This is a genomic window from Litoribacter ruber, assembly GCF_018500185.1.
Classification (GTDB): domain Bacteria; phylum Bacteroidota; class Bacteroidia; order Cytophagales; family Cyclobacteriaceae; genus Litoribacter; species Litoribacter ruber.
Map to the genome: position 1 here is coordinate 262,737 of NZ_JAHBGI010000002.1, position 24,160 is coordinate 286,896.

Annotated in this window: 18 protein-coding genes; 6 read left to right on the forward strand and 12 right to left on the reverse strand. The window is 44.3% G+C overall.

The features are described from left to right. Positions 1 to 39: 39 nt before the first annotated feature. The 3 genes from KIH41_RS03430 (at position 40) to KIH41_RS03440 (ending at position 3,625) form a co-directional block, all read left to right on the forward strand. Positions 40 to 1,197, forward strand: a complete 1,158-nt coding sequence (locus KIH41_RS03430) for a cysteine desulfurase family protein (protein ID WP_246538934.1) — start codon at positions 40 to 42, stop codon at positions 1,195 to 1,197. A gap of 4 nt (positions 1,198 to 1,201) precedes the next feature. Beyond that, complete coding sequence (locus KIH41_RS03435; protein ID WP_214161511.1) at positions 1,202 to 2,953, forward strand: XdhC family protein; 1,752 nt, start codon at positions 1,202 to 1,204, stop codon at positions 2,951 to 2,953. A 210-nt stretch (positions 2,954 to 3,163) separates the two neighbouring features. After that, the gene (locus tag KIH41_RS03440; protein ID WP_213945362.1) at positions 3,164 to 3,625 is read left to right on the forward strand and encodes a hypothetical protein; all 462 of its coding nucleotides are present in this window, start codon (positions 3,164 to 3,166) and stop codon (positions 3,623 to 3,625) included. A gap of 45 nt (positions 3,626 to 3,670) precedes the next feature. On the opposite strand, the gene KIH41_RS03445 is transcribed toward KIH41_RS03440, so the two are convergent. From KIH41_RS03445 to KIH41_RS03470, 6 genes are all read right to left on the reverse strand, one after another. Beyond that, a complete protein-coding gene (locus KIH41_RS03445) occupies positions 3,671 to 5,119 on the reverse strand; it encodes a glycosyltransferase family 2 protein (RefSeq protein ID WP_246538935.1) in 1,449 nt (482 codons plus the stop codon). Continuing rightward, positions 5,119 to 5,967 (reverse strand): HEAT repeat domain-containing protein, encoded by an 849-nt coding sequence (locus KIH41_RS03450; RefSeq protein WP_214161512.1) that lies wholly within the window; start codon positions 5,965 to 5,967, stop codon positions 5,119 to 5,121. The genes KIH41_RS03445 and KIH41_RS03450 overlap by 1 nt, the downstream gene beginning before the upstream one ends. After that, positions 5,964 to 6,329, reverse strand: a complete 366-nt coding sequence (locus KIH41_RS03455; protein WP_213945360.1) for a response regulator transcription factor — start codon at positions 6,327 to 6,329, stop codon at positions 5,964 to 5,966. Before KIH41_RS03455 ends, KIH41_RS03450 begins: the two co-directional genes overlap by 4 nt. 770 nt (positions 6,330 to 7,099) lie before the next feature. Then, positions 7,100 to 10,021 (reverse strand): response regulator, encoded by a 2,922-nt coding sequence (locus KIH41_RS03460; RefSeq protein WP_214161513.1) that lies wholly within the window; start codon positions 10,019 to 10,021, stop codon positions 7,100 to 7,102. 24 nt (positions 10,022 to 10,045) lie between these two features. Then, the gene (locus KIH41_RS03465; protein WP_214161514.1) at positions 10,046 to 10,513 is read right to left on the reverse strand and encodes a hypothetical protein; all 468 of its coding nucleotides are present in this window, start codon (positions 10,511 to 10,513) and stop codon (positions 10,046 to 10,048) included. A 361-nt stretch (positions 10,514 to 10,874) separates the two neighbouring features. Next, the gene (locus KIH41_RS03470; protein ID WP_213945357.1) at positions 10,875 to 11,297 is read right to left on the reverse strand and encodes a hypothetical protein; all 423 of its coding nucleotides are present in this window, start codon (positions 11,295 to 11,297) and stop codon (positions 10,875 to 10,877) included. A 212-nt stretch (positions 11,298 to 11,509) separates the two neighbouring features. Between KIH41_RS03470 and KIH41_RS03475 the strand changes: the two genes are divergently transcribed. Beyond that, a complete protein-coding gene (locus KIH41_RS03475) occupies positions 11,510 to 11,953 on the forward strand; it encodes a PEGA domain-containing protein (RefSeq protein WP_213945356.1) in 444 nt (147 codons plus the stop codon). Positions 11,954 to 12,105: 152 nt separating this feature from the next. Here the strand turns inward: KIH41_RS03475 and KIH41_RS03480 are convergent, their stop codons facing one another. Genes KIH41_RS03480 through KIH41_RS03495 form a run of 4 tightly spaced genes read right to left on the reverse strand, consistent with a single transcriptional unit; the run spans position 12,106 to position 19,276 of the window. After that, positions 12,106 to 13,212: a family 16 glycosylhydrolase gene (locus KIH41_RS03480; protein WP_246538936.1), complete on the reverse strand. Its 1,107-nt coding sequence runs from the start codon at positions 13,210 to 13,212 to the stop codon at positions 12,106 to 12,108. Positions 13,213 to 13,232: 20 nt separating this feature from the next. Further along, complete coding sequence (locus KIH41_RS03485) at positions 13,233 to 14,705, reverse strand: PKD domain-containing protein (protein ID WP_214161516.1); 1,473 nt, start codon at positions 14,703 to 14,705, stop codon at positions 13,233 to 13,235. A 12-nt stretch (positions 14,706 to 14,717) separates the two neighbouring features. Further along, a complete protein-coding gene (locus KIH41_RS03490) occupies positions 14,718 to 16,190 on the reverse strand; it encodes a RagB/SusD family nutrient uptake outer membrane protein (RefSeq protein ID WP_214161517.1) in 1,473 nt (490 codons plus the stop codon). Positions 16,191 to 16,195: 5 nt separating this feature from the next. Further along, on the reverse strand, positions 16,196 to 19,276 hold the full coding sequence (locus KIH41_RS03495) for a SusC/RagA family TonB-linked outer membrane protein (protein ID WP_214161518.1): 3,081 nt from the start codon (positions 19,274 to 19,276) through the stop codon (positions 16,196 to 16,198). A 249-nt stretch (positions 19,277 to 19,525) separates the two neighbouring features. Between KIH41_RS03495 and KIH41_RS03500 the strand changes: the two genes are divergently transcribed. Next, a complete protein-coding gene (locus KIH41_RS03500; protein ID WP_214161519.1) occupies positions 19,526 to 22,384 on the forward strand; it encodes a ligand-binding sensor domain-containing protein in 2,859 nt (952 codons plus the stop codon). A 39-nt stretch (positions 22,385 to 22,423) separates the two neighbouring features. Further along, on the forward strand, positions 22,424 to 22,882 hold the full coding sequence (locus KIH41_RS03505; RefSeq protein ID WP_213945350.1) for a YehS family protein: 459 nt from the start codon (positions 22,424 to 22,426) through the stop codon (positions 22,880 to 22,882). A gap of 220 nt (positions 22,883 to 23,102) precedes the next feature. Here KIH41_RS03505 and KIH41_RS03510 read toward each other — a convergent pair whose 3' ends face one another. Together KIH41_RS03510 and KIH41_RS03515 are read right to left on the reverse strand one after the other, a co-directional pair. After that, positions 23,103 to 23,534, reverse strand: coding sequence for an RrF2 family transcriptional regulator (locus tag KIH41_RS03510; RefSeq protein WP_213945349.1), 432 nt, complete (start codon positions 23,532 to 23,534; stop codon positions 23,103 to 23,105). A 92-nt stretch (positions 23,535 to 23,626) separates the two neighbouring features. Beyond that, entirely contained in the window at positions 23,627 to 24,091 is a 465-nt protein-coding gene (locus KIH41_RS03515) for a hemerythrin domain-containing protein (RefSeq protein ID WP_213945348.1), read from the reverse strand. Positions 24,092 to 24,160 lie beyond the last annotated feature (69 nt).

Genomic DNA, 24,160 nt, shown 5'->3' on the forward strand with positions numbered 1-24,160 from the left:
GGAAATTGGCAATATTTGATAGATAAGCGGATTGACCCTATGATTAGCAAACCCATCTACCTCGACTACAACTCTACTACCCCATGCGACCCAAGAGTGGTGGAAGCTATGCTTCCCTATTTCAGCGGTGAATTTGGCAATCCGGCTAGCAGGGACCATCTGTATGGTTGGAATGCCAAGGACGCAGTGGATGAGGCCAGGGAGCAGGTGGCAGCCTTGGTAGGCGCCCATTCGGAAGAGATAATTTTTACCTCAGGAGCTACCGAGGCTATCAACATGGCCCTTAAAGGTTTGGCCGTTGCGGCCCCAATTGGCAAAAACCACATCATCACCTGCCATACAGAACACAATGCGGTGCTTGATACCTGTGCATATCTTGAAAAAAAAGGGCTTGCCGTCTCCTATCTTGGTGTGGATAGCGAAGGAAACATTTCTTTGGAGGAGCTTGAGGGATTGATTCGACCTGAAACCCTCTGCATTTCCCTGATGTGGGCCAACAATGAGACCGGGGTGATTCATCCCATAGAAAAAATTGGCCATTTGGCTCAAAAACACCATGTGGCCTTCTTTTGCGATGCAACGCAAGCAGTGGGTAAAATTCCTGTGAATGTACAAGAGGCAGGCATTACTTTGATGGCATTTTCTGCCCATAAAATGTATGGTCCTAAAGGGATTGGAGCCTTATATTTAAATAAAAAGTCCCATTTCTCAAAGATATCACCCCTTTTGAATGGAGGCAGCCATGAACATGGTTTAAGAAGTGGTACTTTAAACGTTCCAGGGATAGTGGGGTTTGGACAGGCTGCTAGGTTATGTGCCCAAGAAATGACCATGGAGCATATAAACCTTGGAAATTGGAGAAATAAGCTGGAAAAGTCTTTGATGGCTGCCATTCCCGAAGCTAAAAAAAACGGTTCCCAAAATCGTCTACCGCACGTTAGTAATATCAGCTTTCCCCAGATCAACGCCGAAAACCTCCTGCTGTCCCTTTCACAACACCTGGCCCTAAGCAGAGGTAGTGCCTGTACAAGCAACGTGCAAAGACCATCCCATGTGTTGAAAGCCATGGGTTTGGGCGACGCGGAAGCCTTTGGTTCGATTAGGATCAGTTTGGGCAGGTTTACTAAGGAAGTTGAAATAGAACTGGTCATTGAAAAATTGACGGCTGGGATTCTTTCTTTTTCACCTACACATTGATCTCATGAAGGAAATCAAACAAATTATCCAAGCCTATCACCAAGCTCTGTCTGACGGGAAAAAGGCCGTTTTGGCTACTGTGGTTCATATAGAAGGCTCATCCTACAGAGCACCCGGAGCCAGGATGTTGGTGAGGGATGACGGCATGCTTACCGGTGCGATCAGCGGGGGGTGCCTGGAAGGCGATATCCTACGTAAAGCCCTTATGGTGATGGCCACCAACAAGCCGTTGCTGGTCACCTACGACACCTCGGATGAAGGGAGCAACATCATCTCTGTCAACCTGGGTTGCAATGGCATCATCCGCGTACTACTGGAACCCATTCAGCAAAAGAATGATCATAACCCCATAAAGCTTTTGGAAAAAGCCATTTCCAAAAGGCAAAAGGCAATACTAGTGACCTATTTTTCACCTGATGAAAAGAAGCATGTCCTGCAGGGCACCAAACTTCTTTTTACCCCAAACGGGGTAACTTTAGATCAAGATCATCTTCCTTTCGGCTTTTCATTTATAGAAGCAGATATTCAAAATACTTGGAAACAGCAGCATTCGGGATTTATCAGATTTCCGGATTTAGCCAATAATACTGCATCATTTCACGCTTTTATGGAATATCTGGAGCCATCACCTGCCTTGGTGATCGCGGGAGCTGGCAATGACGTCTTTCCCTTAGTTGAAATAGCTAAAACCCTGGGCTGGGAAATCACCATAGTGGATGGCCGCCCCTTGTATGCCAATGAAAACAGATTCCCTACATGTCAGTTGCTGCTCACAGAGCCAGAAGATGCCATTGGGAAGATAAATATCGACGAGCGGACTGCCTTTGTGCTCATGTCCCACAACTACGATTATGACAAAGCTATACTAAAGACAATTCTCCACAGTCCAGTTAAATATATAGGCCTCTTGGGGCCCACCAAAAAAAGGGACAGGATACTTCAGGAATTGGGCGAGGAAGGAGTTGCTATTCCCGAGGACACAGGAATACCGCAAAATTTGTTTGCGCCCACCGGTCTGCAGATTGGGGCGGAAACCTCTGAGGAAATTGCCCTTTCCATCATTGCGGAGATACAAGGTATCTTTACCGGAAATACTGGAAGCTCATTGAGAAATCTTAATGGCCATATTCATCATAGAAAAATGGGATTGGTACCATCCAAGAAGTGTTATGGTATTATAGTGTTGGCAGCCGGTCAATCCAAAAGACTGGGTTTCCCAAAACAGGCCGTACCCTTCAAGGGGTCTACACTGCTGCAGCACGCCATCACCCAAGCCGCGGCTCTAAAAACCGCCGCAACCCTGACAGTAATATCAGCGGGAGACGAACAAAGGAACCTAGCCACCATAACCGAAACAGAAATGGTGGAAAACCCAGATTTTCAAGAAGGCATGGCAAGTTCCATCCGAACTGGAATTAACCATGTACTAAAGCATTACCCTTATCTGGAATACCTTATAATTATGCTCTGCGATCAGCCCTATGTAGAAAGCAGCCATTTACAAACGCTGATAGACACTCAGCAAAAAACCGGCAAAAAAGTAGTGGCCAGTCTATATGAAGGCAGAAAAGGGGTTCCAGCCCTTTTTCATCGCTCACTATTTCCAAAACTATTGGAACTCCGCGGGGATACCGGTGCCAAGAATCTCATTACAGAACTTGGTAATCAGGTGGTGAGTGTGCCTTTTCCCCTTGCTGCCTACGATGTGGATACGACAGCCGCTATCGAAAAGATTGCCGACAATAATAAACTTTAAAGCCTTCTATAAGGTCATTAGAAAATGAACGGCCTAAAAACAACCATGGACGGGTTTATTTGAGTAATTAATGTTTTTAAATTAACCATTCATCACACTTTTTGAGCTGTTCATCATTTCTATACTTTAAAAATAACTTAAGCATGATAAAATTGAATTTTATTTAAGCCATATTTGCAGATTGGTATTTAAAACACTGAATTCTGCCTTTTGAGTCTAAATAGATACTATAGATATAGCAACCGAAAAGATGAACCCAGGGATCGCTATAAAGACGCGGGGTTTTCCGGTAAGCAAGACTTTCTAAACTTCAGCAAGAGCTGTGAGGTGAATTTTCTTGAGGCTATAGATTCCCATCCAAATAAAGCTTTTACGAAGGCCTGCTTTAATCTGCTCGTTTTAAACCATACCTACAATGCCGTAACTCCCGATGCCGGACCTTTGTATTCTCTTTTGGATTACAATGCTGTTTTTTACTACGTGAAATTCGATGAAACAGGCTGCTTTCAAATCAAACGCCTCGACATCAACCTTGCCGAAGAAAGCCCAAAAGCCCAATCCTTCCTTCAATACTCTTATGCCAACAATTATGCGGTCGTATTGGACAACAGCATGTTGAAAGGTGATTATGATACCTTTGAGGATGTTTACGAAGCCTTGTTGTTTAAATAATATTGGTTCGTCCTTCGTATTCCGCACTTCGTTCGCCGAACTTCGTCAACTCCCTGGTTTCTTCTGAAAACCCTGCCTGGTCATTTCTCCCCAGGTCTTTTTGCCCATCAGCTTTTCCCAATAACCCACTAAAGCCGAATAAACGCCTAGAGGATGGAAGTATATTGGCTCTATCAAGGCAGCGCCCAAAAGCTTAAGGAAGTCTTTGATTTTGGGATACTTGTGGTAGGTCAACTCTTCACTCAGCAATCCCAGTACTGAAAACATCACTGCAAAAACATACACAAATAAAATGAGTAGAAGAAACAGCTTCCAGTTTAAAAGCCCAAAAGCTAAAAATACTAAGGTAATAAGTATTCCAACAAATTCGATGAGCGGGGCCAAAAACTCAAAAAATGTCCAATAAGGCACGGAAACCATGCCCAGTAATTTGTATTTGGGGTTCATGAACATCTTCTTATGGATAAAAAGAGTCTCAATAGTCCCGCGCATCCAGCGGCTACGTTGCTTTTTAAAGATGGTGGCATTCTCTGGGGCTTCAGTCCAGCAGAGGGGATCTGGTATATAGGATACTGTATAAGGCAATTTGTTTTCCAACATATATCTCCTCATTCTAACCACCAGCTCCATATCCTCCCCCACCGTCTTGGTGTCATATCCGCCGGCCTGGATGGCAATTTCTTTGTCAAAAGCACCAAATGCCCCACTGATCAGCAATAGCCCATCAAGCCTTTCCCAAGCCATTCTCCCTAACAAAAATGCACGCAAATATTCCAGAACCTGGATTCTGGGCAGCATGCGGTCAGGTACGTTCACCTCAATCAGGCGACCATCTTTGATCACGCATTGATTGGCTATCCTCACCACTCCCCCAGTAGCTATCACCCGCTTGCCGTCATTCTCCATAAAAGGCTTGGCCAATTTGAGCAAGGAATCCTTGTCCAAAATACAGTCCACATCAATGCATACTGCATAGGGATTTTGGGCAATATTAAGGCCTACATTTAAGGCATCGGCCTTACCACCATTATCCTTGTCCACCACCAGGAGCTTTTTATAAGCCTGGTTTTTGGATCTGTATATATTTCTTATCCGCTTGGTTATCAACTTAATATCGAGATTCATTTCAACTACTTCCAAATCATAGGTTTTGATCAGGATTTCCATGGAATTGTCCTTGCTCCCATCATTGACCACGATCACCTCATAGTTGTTATAGTTGAGGGAAAGCAGGGATTTGACATTTTCTTCTATAGTCAAACCCTCATTGTAGGCAGGGGCAATTAGGGAAAGTTTGGGTGAAAACTCGCTCGAAAGCAATACTTCATAATTTACAAAACTGTTTCGCGTAAGGTAATCTTTCAGTTCTTTCACCGACAGATACCCCAACACCAAGTAGGAGCCCATGATGGTAACCGCATAAAGCAGAATCAAAACTAGATAGATTTCTACTGCCATGCTCAGTTGGGATCCAAAATTTATCGCTTCCAGCATCAGTTAAAGTTTTCAAGTTTGGCCATCACCCTGCTTGCCTCACTTTTAATTAGGTCACTTTGGGTTTTGCTGTGCAATTGGATCACAGCCGGGAAATTATCGGAGAGTTTCAGGGCTTGGATTACCTTCAAACCCAGACTAACGACTGACTTATTTGAAGAGGTCAATAGTTTTTCTATCCCCTTCGTGGTTTCAATATCGCCTTTTTTCAAGGCATGAATGATGGAAAGCTGCGTCCAGGTATCAATGGGATCTTTATGTTTGACCAAATGCACCAGTCCCTGTGTACCGTTTAATTTGATACAGCCGCGAATAGCAGCTATTTTAAGTGGCCTTACGCTGGATTTGGAAAGCTCTACCAAGGTATCAAAGGCTTGGGTTACCTGCATTTCAGCAAGTTCTTCTATTCCCAAACACTTTTTGGCCCAATTAAGGCTTTTAATCTTCTTGAAGGAATCTCGGATCAGATGGGATTCGGCGTAGAATTTCTCCAGATTTTCGGCATACTGGCCTTCGTAATTGCGGTGCAGGTTGAGGGTTCCATCCATAAGCGTTTGCCGGAAAAGTGGGCTCTTGAAAAGCTTGGCCATTTTTTCGTCATTGACTATGGTGGCAAATATGCTGTCGGTAAACATCACCCCCATGAGGATTTCCTCAACGGTGGCCTGATATTCTTTCACCAGCTCCTGCCTTCTTATACGCCTATATCGGATGAAGACAAGTGCCATAAACATCATAATTGTGCCCAGTGCAAAAAAGGCAATGGCAAAAACCAAAAAAGGCTCTACCCAAGTCTTATCCGTATAAAAACCCCAAAGTCTTTCCATCAACAGTATCCAATTAATCAATTAAGCTGTTTAAGCAGTTTCTTCATCCTTACCAGCAATACTGCAGGGCTCACAGGCTTTGGGATAAATTCATTGGCCCCAATATCAAAGGAGTCCAGTTCGGTCTGCTCTACGTTAGATGATGTAAAAATAATGATTGGGGTATCAAGATTCAATTCGGTTCTCACATGCTGTGTCATTTCCATTCCACTGATGCCGGGCATGTTAATATCCGTGAGGATAATATCGTATTCCTTTACCTTAATAGCCTCCAGCGCCTCTTTGCCGTTTTCAAACTGATCCACCTCAAATCCCTTGGAAGTAAGAAAAAAAGAAAGAGATTTTCTCAATAAATCGTTGTCTTCAGCTAGAATTAGTCTCATTTAATTGGGGTGGTTTTGGTATATTAGGTACTATGTAAAATTAGTGTTTTGGTCATTAGGAGCCAATCATAAACATTCCGGTTATTTAATGCCTTCGTTCTTAGGCTCCCTACCAATTCGCTAGACTCATTGGGGACGGGGTGATTTAATATATATTTTCTTAGCGCCTCCGTGCCATGGTGGCCAATCTCAATTCCCTTACTTTTTCTTTCCGCCTCCGTGCCTTTGTGGCTAATCTCAATTTCTTTACTTTTTCTTTCCGCCTTCGGGCCGTTGTGGCTAATCTCAATTGCTTTACTTTTTCTTTCCGCCTTAGGTCCTTTGTGGCCAATCTCAATTTCTTTACATTTTCTTAGCGCCTCCGCGCCATTGTGGCCAATCTAAATTCCCTTACTTTTTCTTTCCGCCTACGTGCCTTTGTGGCTAATCTCAATTTCTTTACTTTTTCTTTCCGCCTTCGGGCCTTTGTGGCTAATCTCAATTTCTTTACTTTTTCTTTCCGCCTTCGGGCCTTTGTGGCTAATCTCAATTTCTTTACTTTTTCTTTCCGCCTTCGGGCCTTTGTGGCTAATCTCAATTTCTTTACTTTTTCTTTCCGCCTTAGGTCCTTTGTGGCCAATCTCAATTTCTTTACATTTTCTTAGCGCCTCCGCGCCATTGTGGCCAATCTTAATTCCCTTACTTTTTCTTTCCGCCTTCGAGCCTTTGTGGCCAATCTCAATTTCTTTACTTTTTCTTTGCGCCTTCGGGCCTTTGTGGCTAACTAACCCTCAATATTCCTTTTCAAGTAGGTCGTTTAACTCCTCCGTAGCCTCTCCCAGTAGCTGCTTCAACTCATTTATCCCCTCAAAGACTTCCTTTGAGAGCTCAGTGCCACCATTTTTCCAGAGTTCAGTGGCTTCTTTTTCGGTTTGGTTCAAAATATAAACACATTTTTCCAAAAGAAACAGGGATGCACTGGATTTCATGGCATGCGCAAATTCCTTTACCTCCTTGAAATCTTGCTCATGCATGGCCTTCTCCAAAACTTCAATCTCGTTTTCCACCTTTTGGCAAAACATGGCTATGATTTCTTTTTCAAACTCTTTATTGTTTTCTGAAAGCTCTCTCAGATAACTCAAATTGATCTTGGATCCCACACTGACCGCAGCCTCTGCTTCCTCAACTTTTCTTTCTTCCACTTTTTCCTTTAATCCGTGTCTTTCCAAAACCTCTAAGATCTTGGCATATAATTCCTCCTTCCGGAAGGGCTTACTTACATACGCATTCATACCCAAATCAAAGCATCGCTGCCTTTCACTTATGAATGAATGGGCCGTCATCGCGATGATAGGGATATCAGAATTTACCTCGGTTCTCAAATGCACCGTTGCCTGATAGCCATCCATTAAGGGCATCTGCAGATCCATCAACACCAAGTCATACACCTTGGAGGAAAACATTTCAATTCCCTCTTTGCCATTGTGGGCAATATCCAATTCAAACCCAAACCCCTCAATCACATTTCTAACCAACCTCTGGTTGATTACATTATCTTCACAGAGTAATATGGACACTTTCCTATTAATTTCAGGCAGTTCAACCTTATTATTAATATTAACATCTATATCATTGACCTTCTGATATATAAGGCTAAAATAGAACTCGGATCCTATGCCGACTCTACTCTTAACTTCCAACTTGCCATCCTGAAGTTCAATGAGCTGCTTACTGATATTCAGCCCCAAGCCCGTGCCCCCAAAATTACGGGAAGTGCTCTCCTCTCCTTGGGAAAAACGCTCAAATATGGTGGCCAGTTTACTCTCTGGAATACCAATTCCGGTATCCTTAATGCTAAACTTCAGTTCAATGCTTTCCTCATCCTCCCTTACTTTCTTAACCATGATATTCACCTCGCCATCAGTGGTAAATTTAATGGCATTGCCGGCCAAATTCATCATGATTTGATTAAGCCTCCCCTTGTCCCCGACCACCATATCAGGTAGTTCGGCATCTAGAAAAAGGTTGAAATCAATCAGTTTTTCATGGGCCCTGATTTTCAAAAGCTCATAATTGTGCTTGAGTGAGGCCTTTATATTAAAGGGCTGTGGATCAATCACCAATTTACCCGCTTCAATTTTGGAAAGGTCCAAGATGTCGTTGACCAATAATAGGAGATTCTCTCCGGCCATCTTCACATGTCCCACATATTCGGTTTGGGTATCATCCAACTTGGTCTCCGATATCAGATCGGTAAAACCAATAATGGCGTTCATAGGGGTCCTGATCTCATGGCTCATATTGGCCAAAAAGTTTGCCTTCATGGCTACAGCCTGCTCGGCAAGTTGTTTGGCCTCGATCAGCTTGGCTTCCACTTTCTTTTTGGAACTGTAATCCTCCGCTACGCTCAAATATCCCTGTACCTGCCCTTCATCATCGTAAATGCAGGTAATAGTCTGCCACACCGGGATCCTTTTGCCGGATTTGGTGATGTAGGTCCATTCCCTCGAATCCGCTGTATTTTTGGTACGGGCACAATCTACCAAGACATCCAGGTCTTTGGCAAAAGTCTTGGAATACTCCTTCTCAAGCTCTTTCTTGACCTTTTCCAACTCCTGCTCATCAAGAAAAATCAGCGGGGTTTTGACATTGACCACCTCACTTTCTTTAAAACCCAAAAGCTGAAGTCCCGATTTATTGATCTTACGGATGATACCCCTGGTATCCATGAACACAATACTGTAGCTGGCCCCATCAATGATGGAGCTTTGGGTTTTCAGCAGGTTCGTAATTCTCTGCTTCCTGTGTTTTTCTTCGGTGATGTCCCTCTTGATGGACACAAACTTATATGGCTTGCCGTGTGGATTTAAAAAGGGCACCACCACCATGTCTTCCCAATAGTAAGACCCGTCCTTTGCTTTGTTTTTGATTTCGTTTTTCCAAACTTTCCCAGCTAGCAGGGTTTTCCACAGGCTTTCAAAAAAAGCCTTACTATGAAAACCGGAATCAATGATCTTGTGGGTCTGACCCAACAATTCGTCACGCCGAAATTGGGAAATAGCGCAAAACTTATCATTGACATAGGTGATGACCCCGGATTCATCAGTGATGGATACGATGGAGGTTTCGTCAATGGCCATTTTGTAGTAATCCAGCTCCTTGGCAATTCCGTCAAGGGCTTTTTCGGCCAGCTTACTCACCTCATTTTTAAGCTTTTTGTTTCTTTTTTTAAGCTCTAGATGGGCCATTACATGGTTGGCTAGCGTCTCCAGAGCTGCTTTTTGGTCCTCATTCAGCTCTTTGGGCTTACTGTCCACCACGCAAAGGGTGCCGATGTGAAAACCGCTTGGAGTTGTCAGCGGGGTGCCTGCATAGAATCTCACTTTTCCTTCCCTCACAGATGGGTTGTCCTTTAGCACAGAATGTTCTTCCGCATCGGGCACATAGGTAAGCTTGTCGTCCAATATGGCATATTGGCAAAAAGTCAAAGGACGGGATATCTCTTGGACATCCATGCCCACTTTGGCCTTGTACCACTGCCTGTCTTCGTCTATAAAGGAAATCAGAGCGATGGGAACCTCGCAGATGTAAGAGGCAAGTTTGGCTATGCTATCAAAGGTCTCCTCGGGAGAAGTATCCATGATCTCATATTCTCGAAGAGCCTGAAGTCTTTCCTGCTCATTGAGCGGAATGGGTGGGTTGGAAGCAGACATGTAAATGTTAAGTAAAAAAATCCATTAGGACTTCTTCGAGTATTTCTCGTAATTTTCTTTAGATTCAAAATAAAGTACTCCCCCATACGGATGACCTGGCTCAGGAGCAATGAAGGCCTGGGATTTGTCAACTTCCTTGCCCGTCAGGGGATCTTTGGCATATCTGACATCCCTGTCGTTCTGTATAGTGTTTACACACATCTCGCAGCAACCATAATACATCTTGTCTCCAAACTCCACCGGAAACTGCTTTTTACCCATAAAGGCGTTGTTTACCATACAAACCAATTCTTTCTCTAGGCCATCTTCGTGCATTTCTGCTTCAAAAGTCTCTTGGTTGGCAGCCATGGGAGCATTTTGAGCATCATGGTGCTTAAATACTTCCTCAGTTTCCGCACTTGAAACAGCGTCAGCTTCCTGGGAAGAGTTTTGGGAACATGAAAATTGAAACGCAATACAAAGGGTGGATAAAGCAAATGTGAATCTTCTCATTATAAAGGGATTTTATCGGTTAGTTTTGAATCTTTGTAACATCTGGGATTATAGCCACTTAAGCTTCAAACTAGTTCCAAGGGAATCAAATTTTTTCTGCTACGAAAATATAACAGCAGGGTGATATTTGAAAGAAAACTGTAATTATTAGGGATATATTTTCTGGGTACGAAGTACGAAGTACTAGGTACTAAGTATCCTAGGACAGAGCTCGTTTTATACCTTTTGATCATCTAAGAATATTTTCGCCGCGAAGAGGCCTTTCCCGATCCACTTTGCTACTCGGGACAAGTAGCGCAACTTCGTGTAAGCTTTGTGCCCTTAGTGACCAATTTCTCCCGTATTGACCAATTGCTTTCACCTAGACCACCGGCACCTGGGTACGGTTCAACGCGCCGGCCAGGTACGCCATTGGAAGGTAGGCCAAAAACAGGTCTGCCAAGATAAACCACATGGGCGCTGGGATCAATACCGCACTGATAATCCCACCAAGGAGGAAAAATACCCCTACAAACATGGCCATCTTCTGCTTGTGGCTCACAGCCATATAAGCTGCCACAAAGGCGCCCACGAAGGTTCCAAGGGCATGAGCCAAGAATGGCATAAAAAAGTGGCGGGCCTCAAAAAGGTGAATGGAGTTTTGAAGACCCTCCCTAGTGGTAACATCCGCACCCTCAGGTGGTGGAATTATATATCCACTGATCATTATTATCCCCATATTGACCAAACTGCCAATTACTATACCTGCAATAATTCCAATGACATTTCTCAATGTAATGCTCATTATGTAAATGTTTTATGTAAAAATGATTTCAGGAAATAATATAATACTTTTCGCCATAATTTACTTCTCTTTTTCAAAAGTAAAAATACCCTAATTGCGGTATTGTTTGATATAATTATAAATTATAGGTTTGTGCCGTTATGAATTAAGTCCAGAATAGCCTCCCAAGACATTAAAAGGTTTGAGGTATTTTATATCCTAATTACTTAATAATGAAAAGATTATTACTACTCACCTTGGTGACAGCAATGCTTTCTAGCTGCGCAACCATTTTTACCGGGACGAAAGACACCATCCATTTCAACTCTAATCCTGAAGGAGCCACGGTTTACAAAGATGGACTTGAAATTTGCAAAACACCTTGCCGGGTCCCTGTAAAGAGAAGCCTTAATGATACCGATATCGAGTATAGACTTGATGGGTATGAAGCAAGGGTGTTCAGCTTGGATAAAGAATTTAATGTGGTTAGCATTATTAATCTTGGAAACTTACTGGGTTGGGGTATTGATGCCGCGAGTGGGGCCTTGATGAAGTACGACCGTAAAAATTACGAGCTGGATTTGAAAAGAGATGAAAGAACTTCCAATCTAAATCCCAAGGAAATCCATATCAACAGCGAAAAAAATACAGTTGATATTTATGTGATAGCTGATTGATTAAAGAATCGCTTAACTAAAAAAGCCCGAGGTCATCATCCTCGGGCTTTTCGGTTTAATAGGTTTTATAGGTTATTTATTTATTCGTTCTCCGGTCTTCCGTCTCCGGGCCTAATTTTCTTATTTTGTGTCCTTTGGCCATTTTAAATGCTTCAGTCTTTTTGAAACACCCTCACATAATCCACTACCAATTGTTGAGGGAAGATGGTAGAGTCATCCGGATTGCCTGGCCAGTTGCCACCAACAGCTAAGTTGATCAGGATAAACTGCGGATCCCTGAATTCATCCATATGCGCCGGGGTGATGTCAATGGTATGGTATTCTTCACCATCCAATAACCAGATGATCTTTTCCTCATCCCAAATGATGGAAAACACGTGAAACTCATCGTTGAAAATGCCCTCAGCAAGACTAGTTTTTCCACCAGTAGTGGCATAAGTGCCGTTATTAGACCAGTGGAGAGTACCATGAGTGGTATTGTCCCTGCCGCTGGCATTTCCGCCCACCATCTCCATGATGTCGATCTCACCACATGCCGGCCAGCCAACTTCGGTGATGCTTTCGCCAAGCATCCAGAAGGCAGGCCATATACCCTGGCCTTTGGGCAATACGGCTCTGAAGTCAATCCTGCCAAAGGTAAAAGACTGCTTGCCCTGAGTCTTCATTCTGGTGGACGTGTAATTCTTTCCACCGAAGTTTTCTTCCTTGGCGGTGATTACCAACATGCCGTCTTTAACCTCCGCATTCTCTCTTCGGTAAAACTGCAGTTCATTGTTTCCCCAGCCACAAAGATTGGGACAGCCATCCCCGATTTCATACACCCAATCAGGGGAAATTCCCTCCTCAAACTCATCTCTCCAAACCAAGGTATAGCCATCATAGCTCTCTGGGCTTTCATATCCTTCGGTAGGAATACCAAGACCAAGTGCCTGTTCGGTGATTTCAACTTGTGTCTCCTCACTTATGAAAGCATCCTCCGTAGTATGGGCCTGCACCGTAATGGTGTAGTTTCCGGGAGTCCTGTAGCTGTGGGTGGCCTCTTGGCCTTCCACCCGCTGCATGTTGGACTTGGCTTCACCAAAATCAATCCTATAGAAGTTGACATCCCTGGCAGAGAAAATTGCTTTCACTCTTCCATTGCCCAGTTCCTCTATTTGAACCGTCAGGTCAGTGGGAAGTGTAACCACTTCCCCTGACTGTTCCTGCTGACAGCTATTTGCCCCCGTAAGGAGGATAAACATTATTAATATAAACTTCATCCGTTTTTTCATTCTCTAATTTACTCAGCTGGAACCAACACAAATGTCCAGAACACCCCACCATCACCGGAGATATCAATTGTAATTGTCATCTCCTGCGAAGCCTCATCAAAATTAATAACAGTGTAAGTTACTGATTTATTTGCAGTTGGAGGGCCTGTTTCGTACTCTCCACCATTGAAGGCTTTAGGTAAGGCGATAAATGCGCCCGTACCTGTCACCGTGATGGTTGGAAGGCTATCAGGAGTTCCCTGCTGGAAAGCAAACTCATGCACACCTGGTCCCCAAGCTTCACCAATTGTACCGGCAAGATTATCAACGCTTTGACATCCTTCGTCCACGCCCATATAGCCTTCTCCAAAAAAGTCACCTTGGGGATCATACTCGTAATAACCACCCTCACCAAAAATGAAAAGGTCATTAAACAAACATGGTCTATCACCAGAAATATCATTTCCGCCAGGGTACCACTCATCACTGCCTGGCACAGGACCTACTCCGAATGCACCAGCACTTTCCTTAAGTTTCCATGCCTTCTGGCCATTTCCGATCAAATCACCCAAAGTGATAGCCACTTCGCCCAAGTCCGGCTCCGGCTCCGGCTCAGTGCCGCTATCAAACCCTTCAGGCACTAATCTAATGTACCAAGCCAAGCCATCGTTAGCCTGATCTACAAATCTTAAGAATAGCTCATTCTCTTCGATTCTAACGATCTGATAAGTTCTTCCACCAGCAAAATAGCCGATGAAACCACCGTTAGAAATTGTCAATTCTGGGTAAGAACCTTCAGGCTCTGCCATCGACCAAGTCAAACCATCAGGAGCAGTGTATGGTGCAGTGAAGTCACCCACTTCAGACTCAAATGAACCTGGGAAGTTACCTGCCTGAGCGGCATTGATATACACATTGCCATTGGTTTCCATTACATATCTGAAATCTGCAAGGTAGAAAGTGTATCTATCGTCGTACATTCCCCCGCCTTCTTTTTCAAATGGACCTGCTTGATACCACTCTGGTAAGTCACCGGCACCAGAAGATGGGTTTGGCCCCACACCAAAATGTCCAGACCTAGCTGCATCAATCACCCAAGTCTTACCTTCTGTAGCGTCCACACCACCTGTTAACATGTTATAAAGCGGCTTGTCTAGCAGAAGTGGATCAGTGTTTTCGATTACTACTTCTTGGCTGTAGGTCGCACTACCGCCTTTATTGAATACGGTAAGGGTGACTGTGTAAGTACCCGCCATTGGATAGGTTGCCGTCACCGTTCTTCCTGAGGACTGGGCACCATTGCCAAAGTCCCAGTTCATCATGAAAAACTCCTGCGATGCAGTGAATCTGATGATGTTGTCATTTTCCTCTGTGGATTGAAAGGTGAAATTTGCGTCCTGCTCCGTAGGAGGATTCTCCTCAAGGGAATAGTCTTCCACACAGGCTGCCATAAATGCAAATGGCAGCAGCAGGAATAAGTACTTATAATATTTCTTTAACATCTTTTCTGAAAATTAATAGTTAGGATTTTGCTGCCAGTTGCCGCCCGCAAGGTCAATTTCTACCTGAGGGATTGGGAATAGCTCATGCTTGCCCGGTACAAAGCCTTGGATCACATCCGCCGCTCTTCCGGTTCTTACCAAATCAAAGAACCTGTATCCTTCACCTGAAAGCTCCAGTCTTCTTTCTCTGTAGATATCCTGCAACAATTGGGTTCCAGAGCTGTTGATAGCCGGCATGCCTACGCGCTGTCTCACCTTGTTCAGCTCAGTTCTAGCCCTATCATCATTCCCGCTTTGCTGGAAGGCCTCAGCTGCCATTAGCAACACGTCCGCATAACGGATCACTCTGTAATTAAGTGGGCTGGTCAAATCATCATCTGGGAGGCCTCTCTCGTCCAGCCTTTTGATGTATTTGTTGTTGTAATACCCCGTGTGTCCACCCGCACCAACAGCATAGGAAATATCTCCTGAATTAGGCTGGGCAGCGATAAAGGCATCGATATCCAACAACGTAGCTTCTCTCCTAGGATCATTGCCATCAAAATAATCATAAAGATCCTGGGTAGGTAGGTTGTAGCTATTGCCATCACCGTATAGCGGACCATTGTATTGTCTGACACCATGGAAACCAACTGCTGGGTTACCCTGAAGGCACACAAAACAGCCGTAGTCACCACCTTGCTGGCCAGAGTACTGAATGGTGAATACATCCTCACTGTTGTTTTCATTCACCACATAGAAAAGCGTGGAGAAATCAGGAAACAGGTCATATCCAGCTACATTTTGGCTGATAATGCGGTCCAAGGTCTGTGCAGCGTCACCAAACTTGTTTTGGTACAACTGTACCTTTCCCAAAAGTGCAATAGCAGCTCCTTTGGTGATTCTTCCCGTTTCGGCCTGTTGGTCAGGAAGCACGTTGATAGCATCTATCAGGTCTTGCTCGATCTGGGCATATACCTGTACGCGCGGAGTTCTTTCACTAGAGGAAACTTCGCTAAGAGAAAGTCGTCTGTCCACTACCAATGGCACATCACCAAAATAGGTAGTCAATACAAAATGATAATACGCCCTAAGGAATTTGGCTTCGGCTAGAATCTGGTCCTTACCCTCAAAATCGATCTTATCCTTATGCTCAAAGATATAATTGGCCCTGGCAATACCGGCATAGTTCCATCTCATGATGTCCCTCAACTCGGTATTTACGCCCCCATGGGTCATGTTGTCGATTTCGTGGAGACCTCGGGTATCGTTCACACTTTCTCCCCCCGCAATGGAATTGTCGGAAGCAATCTCCCCAATCCAAATATGGAGGTAGCTGGTCTGAAGCAGATCATAAACCCCTACCAAAGCCCTTTCGTAATCCTCGGGCGTATCAAAGAAGTTTTCGGCATCTTGGGTGTATTCAGGCTCAATGTCCAAAAGGTAATCACAGGAAGTGATCATCAACCCCATTGCCAATATTATGGTTAAATATATTTTTCTCATCTCAATTAGAATTTAATGTTTAGACCTCCCATTACGGTTCTCGCTTGTGGGTAAATACCGTTGTCAACACCAGCAAAAAGCGGGTTTCCAGCTCCCACATCCGGGTCAAAGCCCATATAGCGAGTCAGCGTAAACAGGTTGTTGGCTGCTACATAAAACCTTACGGATGAGATTTTAAGGTTTTCAGTCAATGTTCTAGGAAGGGTATAGCCTAGGGTCACATTTCTCAACCTTACGAATGATCCATCTTCCACATAAAAATCAGAGAATACCGTGTTTCTGGTCTGGCCAGTAGTCAATCTAGGGAAAACATCGGTTGTTCCTGGACCCGTCCATCTTTCCAAGTTGTAAGAAAGCATATTGGCGTAAGGCTGCTGACGCTCATAGTTTCTGATGATGTCCTGACCAAGTGCGGCATATACGTTGGCAGAAAAGTCAAAGCCTTTGAAATCCATACCCAAGTTGAAGCCCATGATCACATCTGGAATTGGGGAACCGATCATTGTTCTGTCAGAATCATCACCGAAGTTGATCACCCCGTCACCATTCTGGTCAACGAATCTCAGGTCCCCTGGACGTGCGCCAGGCTGAGAAACCGGGCTTGAGGCAATTTCTTCTTCAGATTGCCAGATACCGTTGGTCTGGTAACCTACAAAGTAACCGATTGGGTAACCTACTTCAAATCTGGTAGCCACGCTTCCCCCTACCCCAAATGGAGCACCTGGAATGAAATCAAGTCCAGTGGGTACACTGGTCACCCTGTTATGAAGGAATGTCACGTTGTAATCCAATCTGATATTCAATCCTGATGCTCTTCTTAGGTCATAGCCCAATTCAAGTTCAAGACCTCTGTTCAGCACGTTACCCGCATTGATCACTGGAGGGAATCCACCAGCCCCATAAGAACCCAACAATGCAGAAACTTCCGGCTGGAACAATAGGTCTCTGGTGTTTTTGATGAAATAGTTGGCCGTGAAATCTATCCCGCCAAAAAAAGTCGCATCGACACCAATGTTGGTCTGCTCTGTAGTCTCCCACTTCAAATCAGGGTTACTGGTTGTTCCGATGGCCGCACCGTTTACAATCAGGTCGTTAAATACATATCTTGCCGTACCATTCAAAAGTCCTCTATATCTGAAAAGGCCGATTTGATCATTGCCGGAAACCCCGTAACTGGCTCTTAATTTCAAGAAGTCAACGGCACTCGTGCCGAAGAAATCCTCCTCAGAGATAATCCAAGCAGTTGAAATGGATGGGAAATAACCGATTCTGTTGTTGGCCCCAAAGTTGGAAGAACCGTCTCTTCTCACAATTCCGGAGATAAAGTAACGCTGCTTATAGTCATATTCAGCCCTTGCAAATACGGAAGTCAAACGCTGTCTGTTCTGGAATGAACCCACATTGTTCAAAAATCCACCGGCAGCCTGGTTGGCAGAAATATCAGCCAAAGCAGGGTCGTTGTTAGGAATATTAAAACCAACACCGCTCAAACCCATGCTTCTGTTTCCAATGTAAGAAACACCCGCTGTTCCTCTTACTCTGTGATCTTCGTCAAAGGTCTCGCTGTAGTTTAAGAAGGCTTCAAGGTTGTAGTCAAAGAATGTATTTCTCGCTTCGGCCACATTTGCACCTCTTTCGATTTCAAGGTCACCAATATTTACAATCACTGGATCCAAGTTGGCATTCCTTGCTGTATTTGGCGCCTTACCGGTACCGTACCATACAAGTGGGTTGAAGTTTTTGGTATCTACCAAACTGTAGTTATAACCAGCTCTACCTACTGCTGTAAATCTGTTGTTGATTTCGTAGGAGATTTCTTCTTTACCCACAATCTTATTTACCCAAGCATCATTATAAGTATTGGCCATCTGAGCCAATGGGTTGATGATGTCGTTTACATTATCCAAGTAGGAATATCTCCCATCCACCATAAGTGGCTCAGTTGGATAAGCATTCACGGTATTATAAAGCACCGATCCAATGCCTCCCTGGGGAATTGTTGAACTTTGCTCGTGCGTATAAAGCAATACATTGGTAAGTCTGACTCTTGGCGCCAGTTCAGTAGTGAAGTTGATTCTGGCATTGTATCGCTCAAAATTGGCTTTAGGTCCGCCAACGATACCCTCCTGTGCAAAATAAGAACCTCCGATGGAGTAGCTGGATTTGGCTGTTCCTCCGGTCACGGACATGTTGTATTCCTGGATAGGCGCTTCGGTAAATACCGCATTTTGCCAGTCAGTACCCAATCCCAAATTGGTATTGTTGAAAGGCATTGCCTGTCCACCTGCAGCAAAAGCCTCGTTTTTCAAGATGGCATACTCTCTGGCGTTAAGCAGGTCCAGCTGACGGGCAGTAGATTGAACACCATAATAAGCGCCAACATTAAATGAAGGCTTGGCATTCACAGCTCCTTTTTTGGTTTCGATCAAGATCACACCATTGGCCGCTCTCACCCCGTAGATACCTGCAGTACCATCCTTCAGGACGTTTACAGACTCAATATCATTTGGGTTCAATGCGTTCAAACCCTCAGCATCATAAATCACCCCATCAACCAAAATCAAGGGGTTGTTTTGGCCTGAAGTACTGATACCACGGATACGTATGTTGGAAGTTCCCCCTGGAGCACCAGAGTTAGTAGAAATGTTCACCCCTGCGATCTTACCCTGTAGGGCCTGATCCACACGCGGCATGTTCATCTTCTCAATGCTTTCCCCTCTTACCTGGGAAGTTGCTCCGGTCAATTCCTTCTTCTTGGCCGTGCCGTAACCTACGACTACCACCTCATCAAGAGAAGAAACATCGGATTCCATTTCCACATTAATTGTCGTGGAAGTACCTACCGTTCTGGTAAGGGTGGTAAAGCCTATAAAGCTATACCTTAACTGGTCACCTTGATCGGCATTGATGGAATACCTTCCATCCAGATCCGTGACCGTACCCACGGTACTGTTTACTTTTAAGACACTGACGCCGGGGAGCGGTTCCCCGGTTTCGTCCGTGACTGTGCCAGAGATTGCAATCGTTTGCGCCCAAAGGCTACAATTGATACACATGGCAAGACAAAACCATAAAATTTTTTTCATGCGATAAATTTTGGATTTAGAAATTAATCCCCGAAATCAAATCATTTACCGCTCTACTGCAAAAAAACAGGCTACTACAATACTACATCACCTTCGATTTTTACTTTTCACAAAAACACATCATTTAAGCCAAAAAACTGTCTATAGGCTAAATGGGAGTGCTTTTTTTATTTTTCACCATCCTAACTTTTATCCACACACCACTACATCATCAAAAAATTACTACTTTAGTCCTCTCAATTCCAGAAAATGAAGTACACGTTAATCTTTTTCCTTTTCTTAACCCTTGGTTTACCTGCGGCCTCACAGAATTTGGGCCTCCCTTTTTCCAAATTCTATTCGAGTGAGGAATATCAAGGGGGCATTCAGAATTTCTCCATTGCGCAGAGTGAAAAAGGATTGATCTACGTGGCCAATAATTTTGGGCTGCTGGAATATGACGGAACCAGCTGGAGGAAGTACTCCCTGCCCAACTCCACAAAAGTAAGGGATGTGGTCATTGATGACTCAGGTAGAATCCTGACAAGTGGTCAGGCTGATTTTGGATACTTTGCCTCTGACAAAAAAGGAAGTCTAGAATTTTTCTCTCTTATTGATAAATTACCCAGTGAGCTGCGCAACATCAATGAGGTTTGGAAGATTTATAAAGCCCACGACCGCATTTATTTCTGCACAGTGGATTACATTTTCATCTTCAATAATGCTTTTGAGTATGTGGGAAATATTAAAAGTTATAGTTCATTTGAAAGCTATCATTTAGCTGGTAATCAAATTTATATAAACGACTGGGAGAAAGGCCTTCATATTATTTCAAAGGACAGCTTGTTGCCATTGGCAAGCGGTAATGATCTTGCGGGAAAAGTGCTATCTGGAGTCATTTCCCTCTCTCAAGATCAGCGCTTGGTGTTCACGAGGGATGAAGGAATCTACCTGCACACTGTCTCTGGATTGAAAAAATGGAGATACCAGTTGGAGGGCGGTTCCAAAATCAACAAAGCATTTCGGCTCAAGGAAGGAAGCATCGCCGTGGGCACTCAGAATGATGGCATGTACCTGATCAATGAGCTGGAGGGTGTCACCCAACACCTTCACAAAGGTAACGGGATCCAAAACAACACCATCCTATCCTTTTTTGAAGACATAGGGGGAAATCTCTGGATGGGGCACAACAATGGAATCACGCTGTTGGAATTGAACCTTCCCTTCAGAAAAATTGACCAATATTCCGGTTTGGAAGGTACAGGATATGATGCCCATTTGCTGCAAGGGAGGCTTTATTATGGTACCAATGATGGCGTTTATTCCCAAAACCTCAACACCCCCAGCAGGAATGTATCTCCCCTTTCCCAAACTGAGGGACAGGTTTATTGGATCTCCGACTATCAGGGGGATTTGCTTGTTGGCCATAATGACGGTGCCATTGTGTATGATGGGGACCGCTTGGACAAGACCCAGGAAACTAGTGGAATCTGGAACTTTCAGCCCTTGAAAAACCACCCAAACCTAGTTCTCAGTGGTGGGTATAACGGTTTGTTTCTTTTTGAAAACCAAAATGGCAAGCTGAGATTCAAGCGTAAACTACAAGGATTCAATGAAAGCTCCCGTATAGTGGAGCAGGATGAGGATGGCACCATATGGATGGCTCACGGTTATAAGGGTGTCTATAAATTACTGCTGGATGATAAACTGGAAAATGTGACTGTTCAGCATTACGGCAAAGATCAGGGACTACCCTCCAACCTGCTCAACAGCGTCTGGAAAATCAACAACCGCATTCTTTTTACAACAGAGATTGGGGTGTATTCCTACAATCAGTTCTCTGACAGCTTTGAGAAAGATGGCATGTTCAGCGCATATTTTGACGAAGGCACCATTATCACCAGCATGGCAGAGGATCCCTTGGGCAACATCTTTTACATAGCCAGCCAGGAAGTTGGCGTTTTGGAAAAACAGATCAACGGTGGTTACCTCAAAAACCATCAAGTCTTCAACAAGATCAAACCCTTGCTCAACGATGATCTCCAAAATTTGGCGCTGATCCAGTCCAATGAGGTGCTCTTTGCCGCCAAGGAGGGATTTATCTGGTACAGACTTGATCAGAACAAACCCGTGACTCCGGCCTACCCTACCCTCATCCGATCAATTTACCTGACCAATCCATCGGATTCCTTGATTTATAGCGGGAATTATAATAGTTCTGATAACGACGAGAGCATTTCCTACCCTTATGAAAATGGCAACATCAGGTTTGAGTTCAGCAACCCCGTACCCAACCAGGAAAACTCAACCCAGTTTCAGGTTTGGCTGGAAGGACTGGAGAGCGAGTATGGAGAATGGTCCAACAGGCGGGACCGCGCCTATACCAACCTGCGGGAAGGAGATTATGTGTTTCATGTGAGGAGCAAAAACCTCTATGGGGAACTGGGAGAAGAGGCCAGGTTTGCCTTTACCATCCTTCCTCCTTGGTACAGATCCACGTGGGCTTATATCATTTATGGGCTGATGGTGATTTCGGGGATATATTCTTCCTATCAGTGGATTGAAAAACGGAACAAGCTCAAGACAGCAAAGATTACCTCTGCTCAAAGGCAGGCCTTGAAGCAAAAGGAAATGGCCTTGCAGGATTCCCAGGCGGAGATCGAAAGGCTCCAAACCGAGAAGCTGGAAAATCAAATACAGAGCAAGAATAAGGAACTGGCCTCAGCAACCATGCACCTGATAAATAAAAATGGATTTATTAATCATGTTAAAACAGGTGTGACTTCCGTGATCAAGAAGACCAAAAACCAAGAGGTTAAGCATGAACTGGAAAAGGTGGTGCAGAGCATAGAGAAAAACATAGCTGCCGATGCGGATTGGGAGCAGTTTGAGATTCATTTTGACCAGGTTCACGGGGATTTTCTATATAGGTTTAAGAAAAGATATGATAACCTCAGTCCGCAGGAAATCAAACTCAGCGCCTACCTTAGGATGAACCTTTCCTCCAAGGAAATAGCCAACCTGATGAATATCTCTACCCGGGGCATTGAGATCGCGCGATATAGACTGAGGAAAAAGCTGCAGCTGGAGCGCTCGGAAAACCTTCAGGAGTTTATCCTCAAGTTCTAAAGGGTAATTTCTTATCTTGCGTGCTGAAACCTAGCTTTTATGAACAACAACGATATATTGCGATCATTGCGCTACACTTTTGATTTCAATGATGACTCCATGATGGCGCTTTTTGCCCAGGGAGGCTATGAGGCCACAAGGTCTGAGGTAAGTGACTGGATGAAAAAAGAGGACGATGAATCTTTCCTACCTTTATATGACAAGGAACTGGCTGCTTTTCTCAACGGATTCATCATCGAAAAACGGGGCAAGAAAGACGGTGAGCAGCCCGCTCCAGAAAAAAGCCTGAACAACAATCAGATCTTCCGCAAGCTTAAGATTGCCCTTGAACTCAAAGATGAGGATATCTTGGTGATATTGGGCTTGGCTGATTTCCGCTTCAGCAAGCACGAGCTCTCGGCCCTTTTCCGCAAGCCTTCACAATCTCAATACAGAGTATGCAAAGACCAAGTCCTGCGCAATTTCCTGAGAGGTCTACAAATTAAGATGAGAGGGTAAAAATGTGGTTAGAAGTTTAGTCGGCCTGCGGCCTAGTTTAGAAGTTTAGAAACGCAAAGAGAAGACAGGGGTGATGCGTTGGTTTCACGCGAAGAAAACTAAGTAAAGCAAAGCTGCTCCAGTAGATCTCATTTCTAAACTCCTAAACTTCCCGATCCGCAAAGCGGTTATCGGGAAATAACCTTCTAAACTGATACATGGCTTTTCGGTGAGTTTATTTTTACCTCACTAAAGTAGCTAGACCTTTATCTACATCCTGGGCGAGTTCCCTGATGGTTCGGGTTTGGAGGAGGTGGGTGAGATCGTCGCGGATGGCTTTGAAGTCCTTGTGAATCGGGCAAGGATTTGTTTCGGAGCACTGCTTGAGTCCCAGGGCACATCCTCGGAAGATCCCGTCCCCATCAATGGCCACTACCAGGTCGATCAGTTTTATTTCCTCCTGTTCCTCATCGATATAAAAGCCCCCGTTGGGTCCTTTTGCCGAACTGATGATATTCAGTCTAGCAAGGGACTGCAATACTTTTGCGGTAAAAAACTCAGGTGCGTCAATTTCCTTACAGATGTCTTTGACACCCATTTTCAGGCCTTTGTTGCTTTGGCCCCATACGTAAATCACGGCTCTGATGCCGTATTCTGCTGCTTTTGAAAACATTTTTATTGTGTTATGTCGGGTGTCCGATGTCGGATGTCGGATGACCGATGTTAGATTTAGATGTCGGGTGTCTGTTCCTGCCTGCGCTCCCTTTATTCCCAGAATCGGTCCGTCCAGGTGTCGTCTACTTTGCGGTGGATGTAGGCAAGTTTATCCTCCAATTCCTCCATTTTATCTTCTGGGGTCACTTGCTGGATATGTTCAAACAACTCCCTTTCCTCAAATCTAATATGCTGCTCAAGCTTTTCGGCGAAAGTTTCCAGCTCCTCCCCCTTTCCTTTAGGAAAGTCGTTGATTTCTTCCACCAAAGCCCGAAGCTCCCTGTGTTGCTTTTCAGCAAGGGTCCGCATGGGATGGTTTTCATCGAGAAATGGAAATATATGCCTTTCCTCAAGCTCAAAATGGGTTGACAGATGTTCCCCAAAGTAATACTCCACATAGCGGACAATCCTTTCCTTTTCAAAGCCTACTTTTAGCCCCTTCCTGATTTTCCAGGAAAGCAGCAAACCAAAATGGTGGTCCTGGCTTAACGGAACCAGCGCAGTGTGTCTTTTCAAGGGTTTGCCCATTTTCTTCTTGGATTGATAAACATGTCAAATATACTCATAATTCGGATAATCTTATCC

Bases quoted from the DNA above. Each gene is read 5' to 3' on its own strand.
- KIH41_RS03430 (WP_246538934.1), top strand. From the start codon at position 40: ATGATTAGCAAACCCATCTACCTCGACTACAACTCTACTACCCCATGC.
- KIH41_RS03475 (WP_213945356.1), top strand. From the start codon at position 11,510: ATGAAAAGATTATTACTACTCACCTTGGTGACAGCAATGCTTTCTAGC.
- KIH41_RS03500 (WP_214161519.1), top strand. From the start codon at position 19,526: ATGAAGTACACGTTAATCTTTTTCCTTTTCTTAACCCTTGGTTTACCT.
- KIH41_RS03505 (WP_213945350.1), top strand. From the start codon at position 22,424: ATGAACAACAACGATATATTGCGATCATTGCGCTACACTTTTGATTTC.
- KIH41_RS03480 (WP_246538936.1), bottom strand. From the start codon at position 13,212: ATGAAGTTTATATTAATAATGTTTATCCTCCTTACGGGGGCAAATAGC.
- KIH41_RS03445 (WP_246538935.1), bottom strand. From the start codon at position 5,119: ATGCTGGAAGCGATAAATTTTGGATCCCAACTGAGCATGGCAGTAGAA.
- KIH41_RS03490 (WP_214161517.1), bottom strand. From the start codon at position 16,190: ATGAGAAAAATATATTTAACCATAATATTGGCAATGGGGTTGATGATC.
- KIH41_RS03435 (WP_214161511.1), top strand. From the start codon at position 1,202: ATGAAGGAAATCAAACAAATTATCCAAGCCTATCACCAAGCTCTGTCT.
- KIH41_RS03485 (WP_214161516.1), bottom strand. From the start codon at position 14,705: ATGTTAAAGAAATATTATAAGTACTTATTCCTGCTGCTGCCATTTGCA.
- KIH41_RS03510 (WP_213945349.1), bottom strand. From the start codon at position 23,534: ATGTTTTCAAAAGCAGCAGAATACGGCATCAGAGCCGTGATTTACGTA.
- KIH41_RS03465 (WP_214161514.1), bottom strand. From the start codon at position 10,513: ATGAGAAGATTCACATTTGCTTTATCCACCCTTTGTATTGCGTTTCAA.
- KIH41_RS03470 (WP_213945357.1), bottom strand. From the start codon at position 11,297: ATGAGCATTACATTGAGAAATGTCATTGGAATTATTGCAGGTATAGTA.
- KIH41_RS03455 (WP_213945360.1), bottom strand. From the start codon at position 6,329: ATGAGACTAATTCTAGCTGAAGACAACGATTTATTGAGAAAATCTCTT.
- KIH41_RS03495 (WP_214161518.1), bottom strand. From the start codon at position 19,276: ATGAAAAAAATTTTATGGTTTTGTCTTGCCATGTGTATCAATTGTAGC.
- KIH41_RS03460 (WP_214161513.1), bottom strand. From the start codon at position 10,021: ATGTCTGCTTCCAACCCACCCATTCCGCTCAATGAGCAGGAAAGACTT.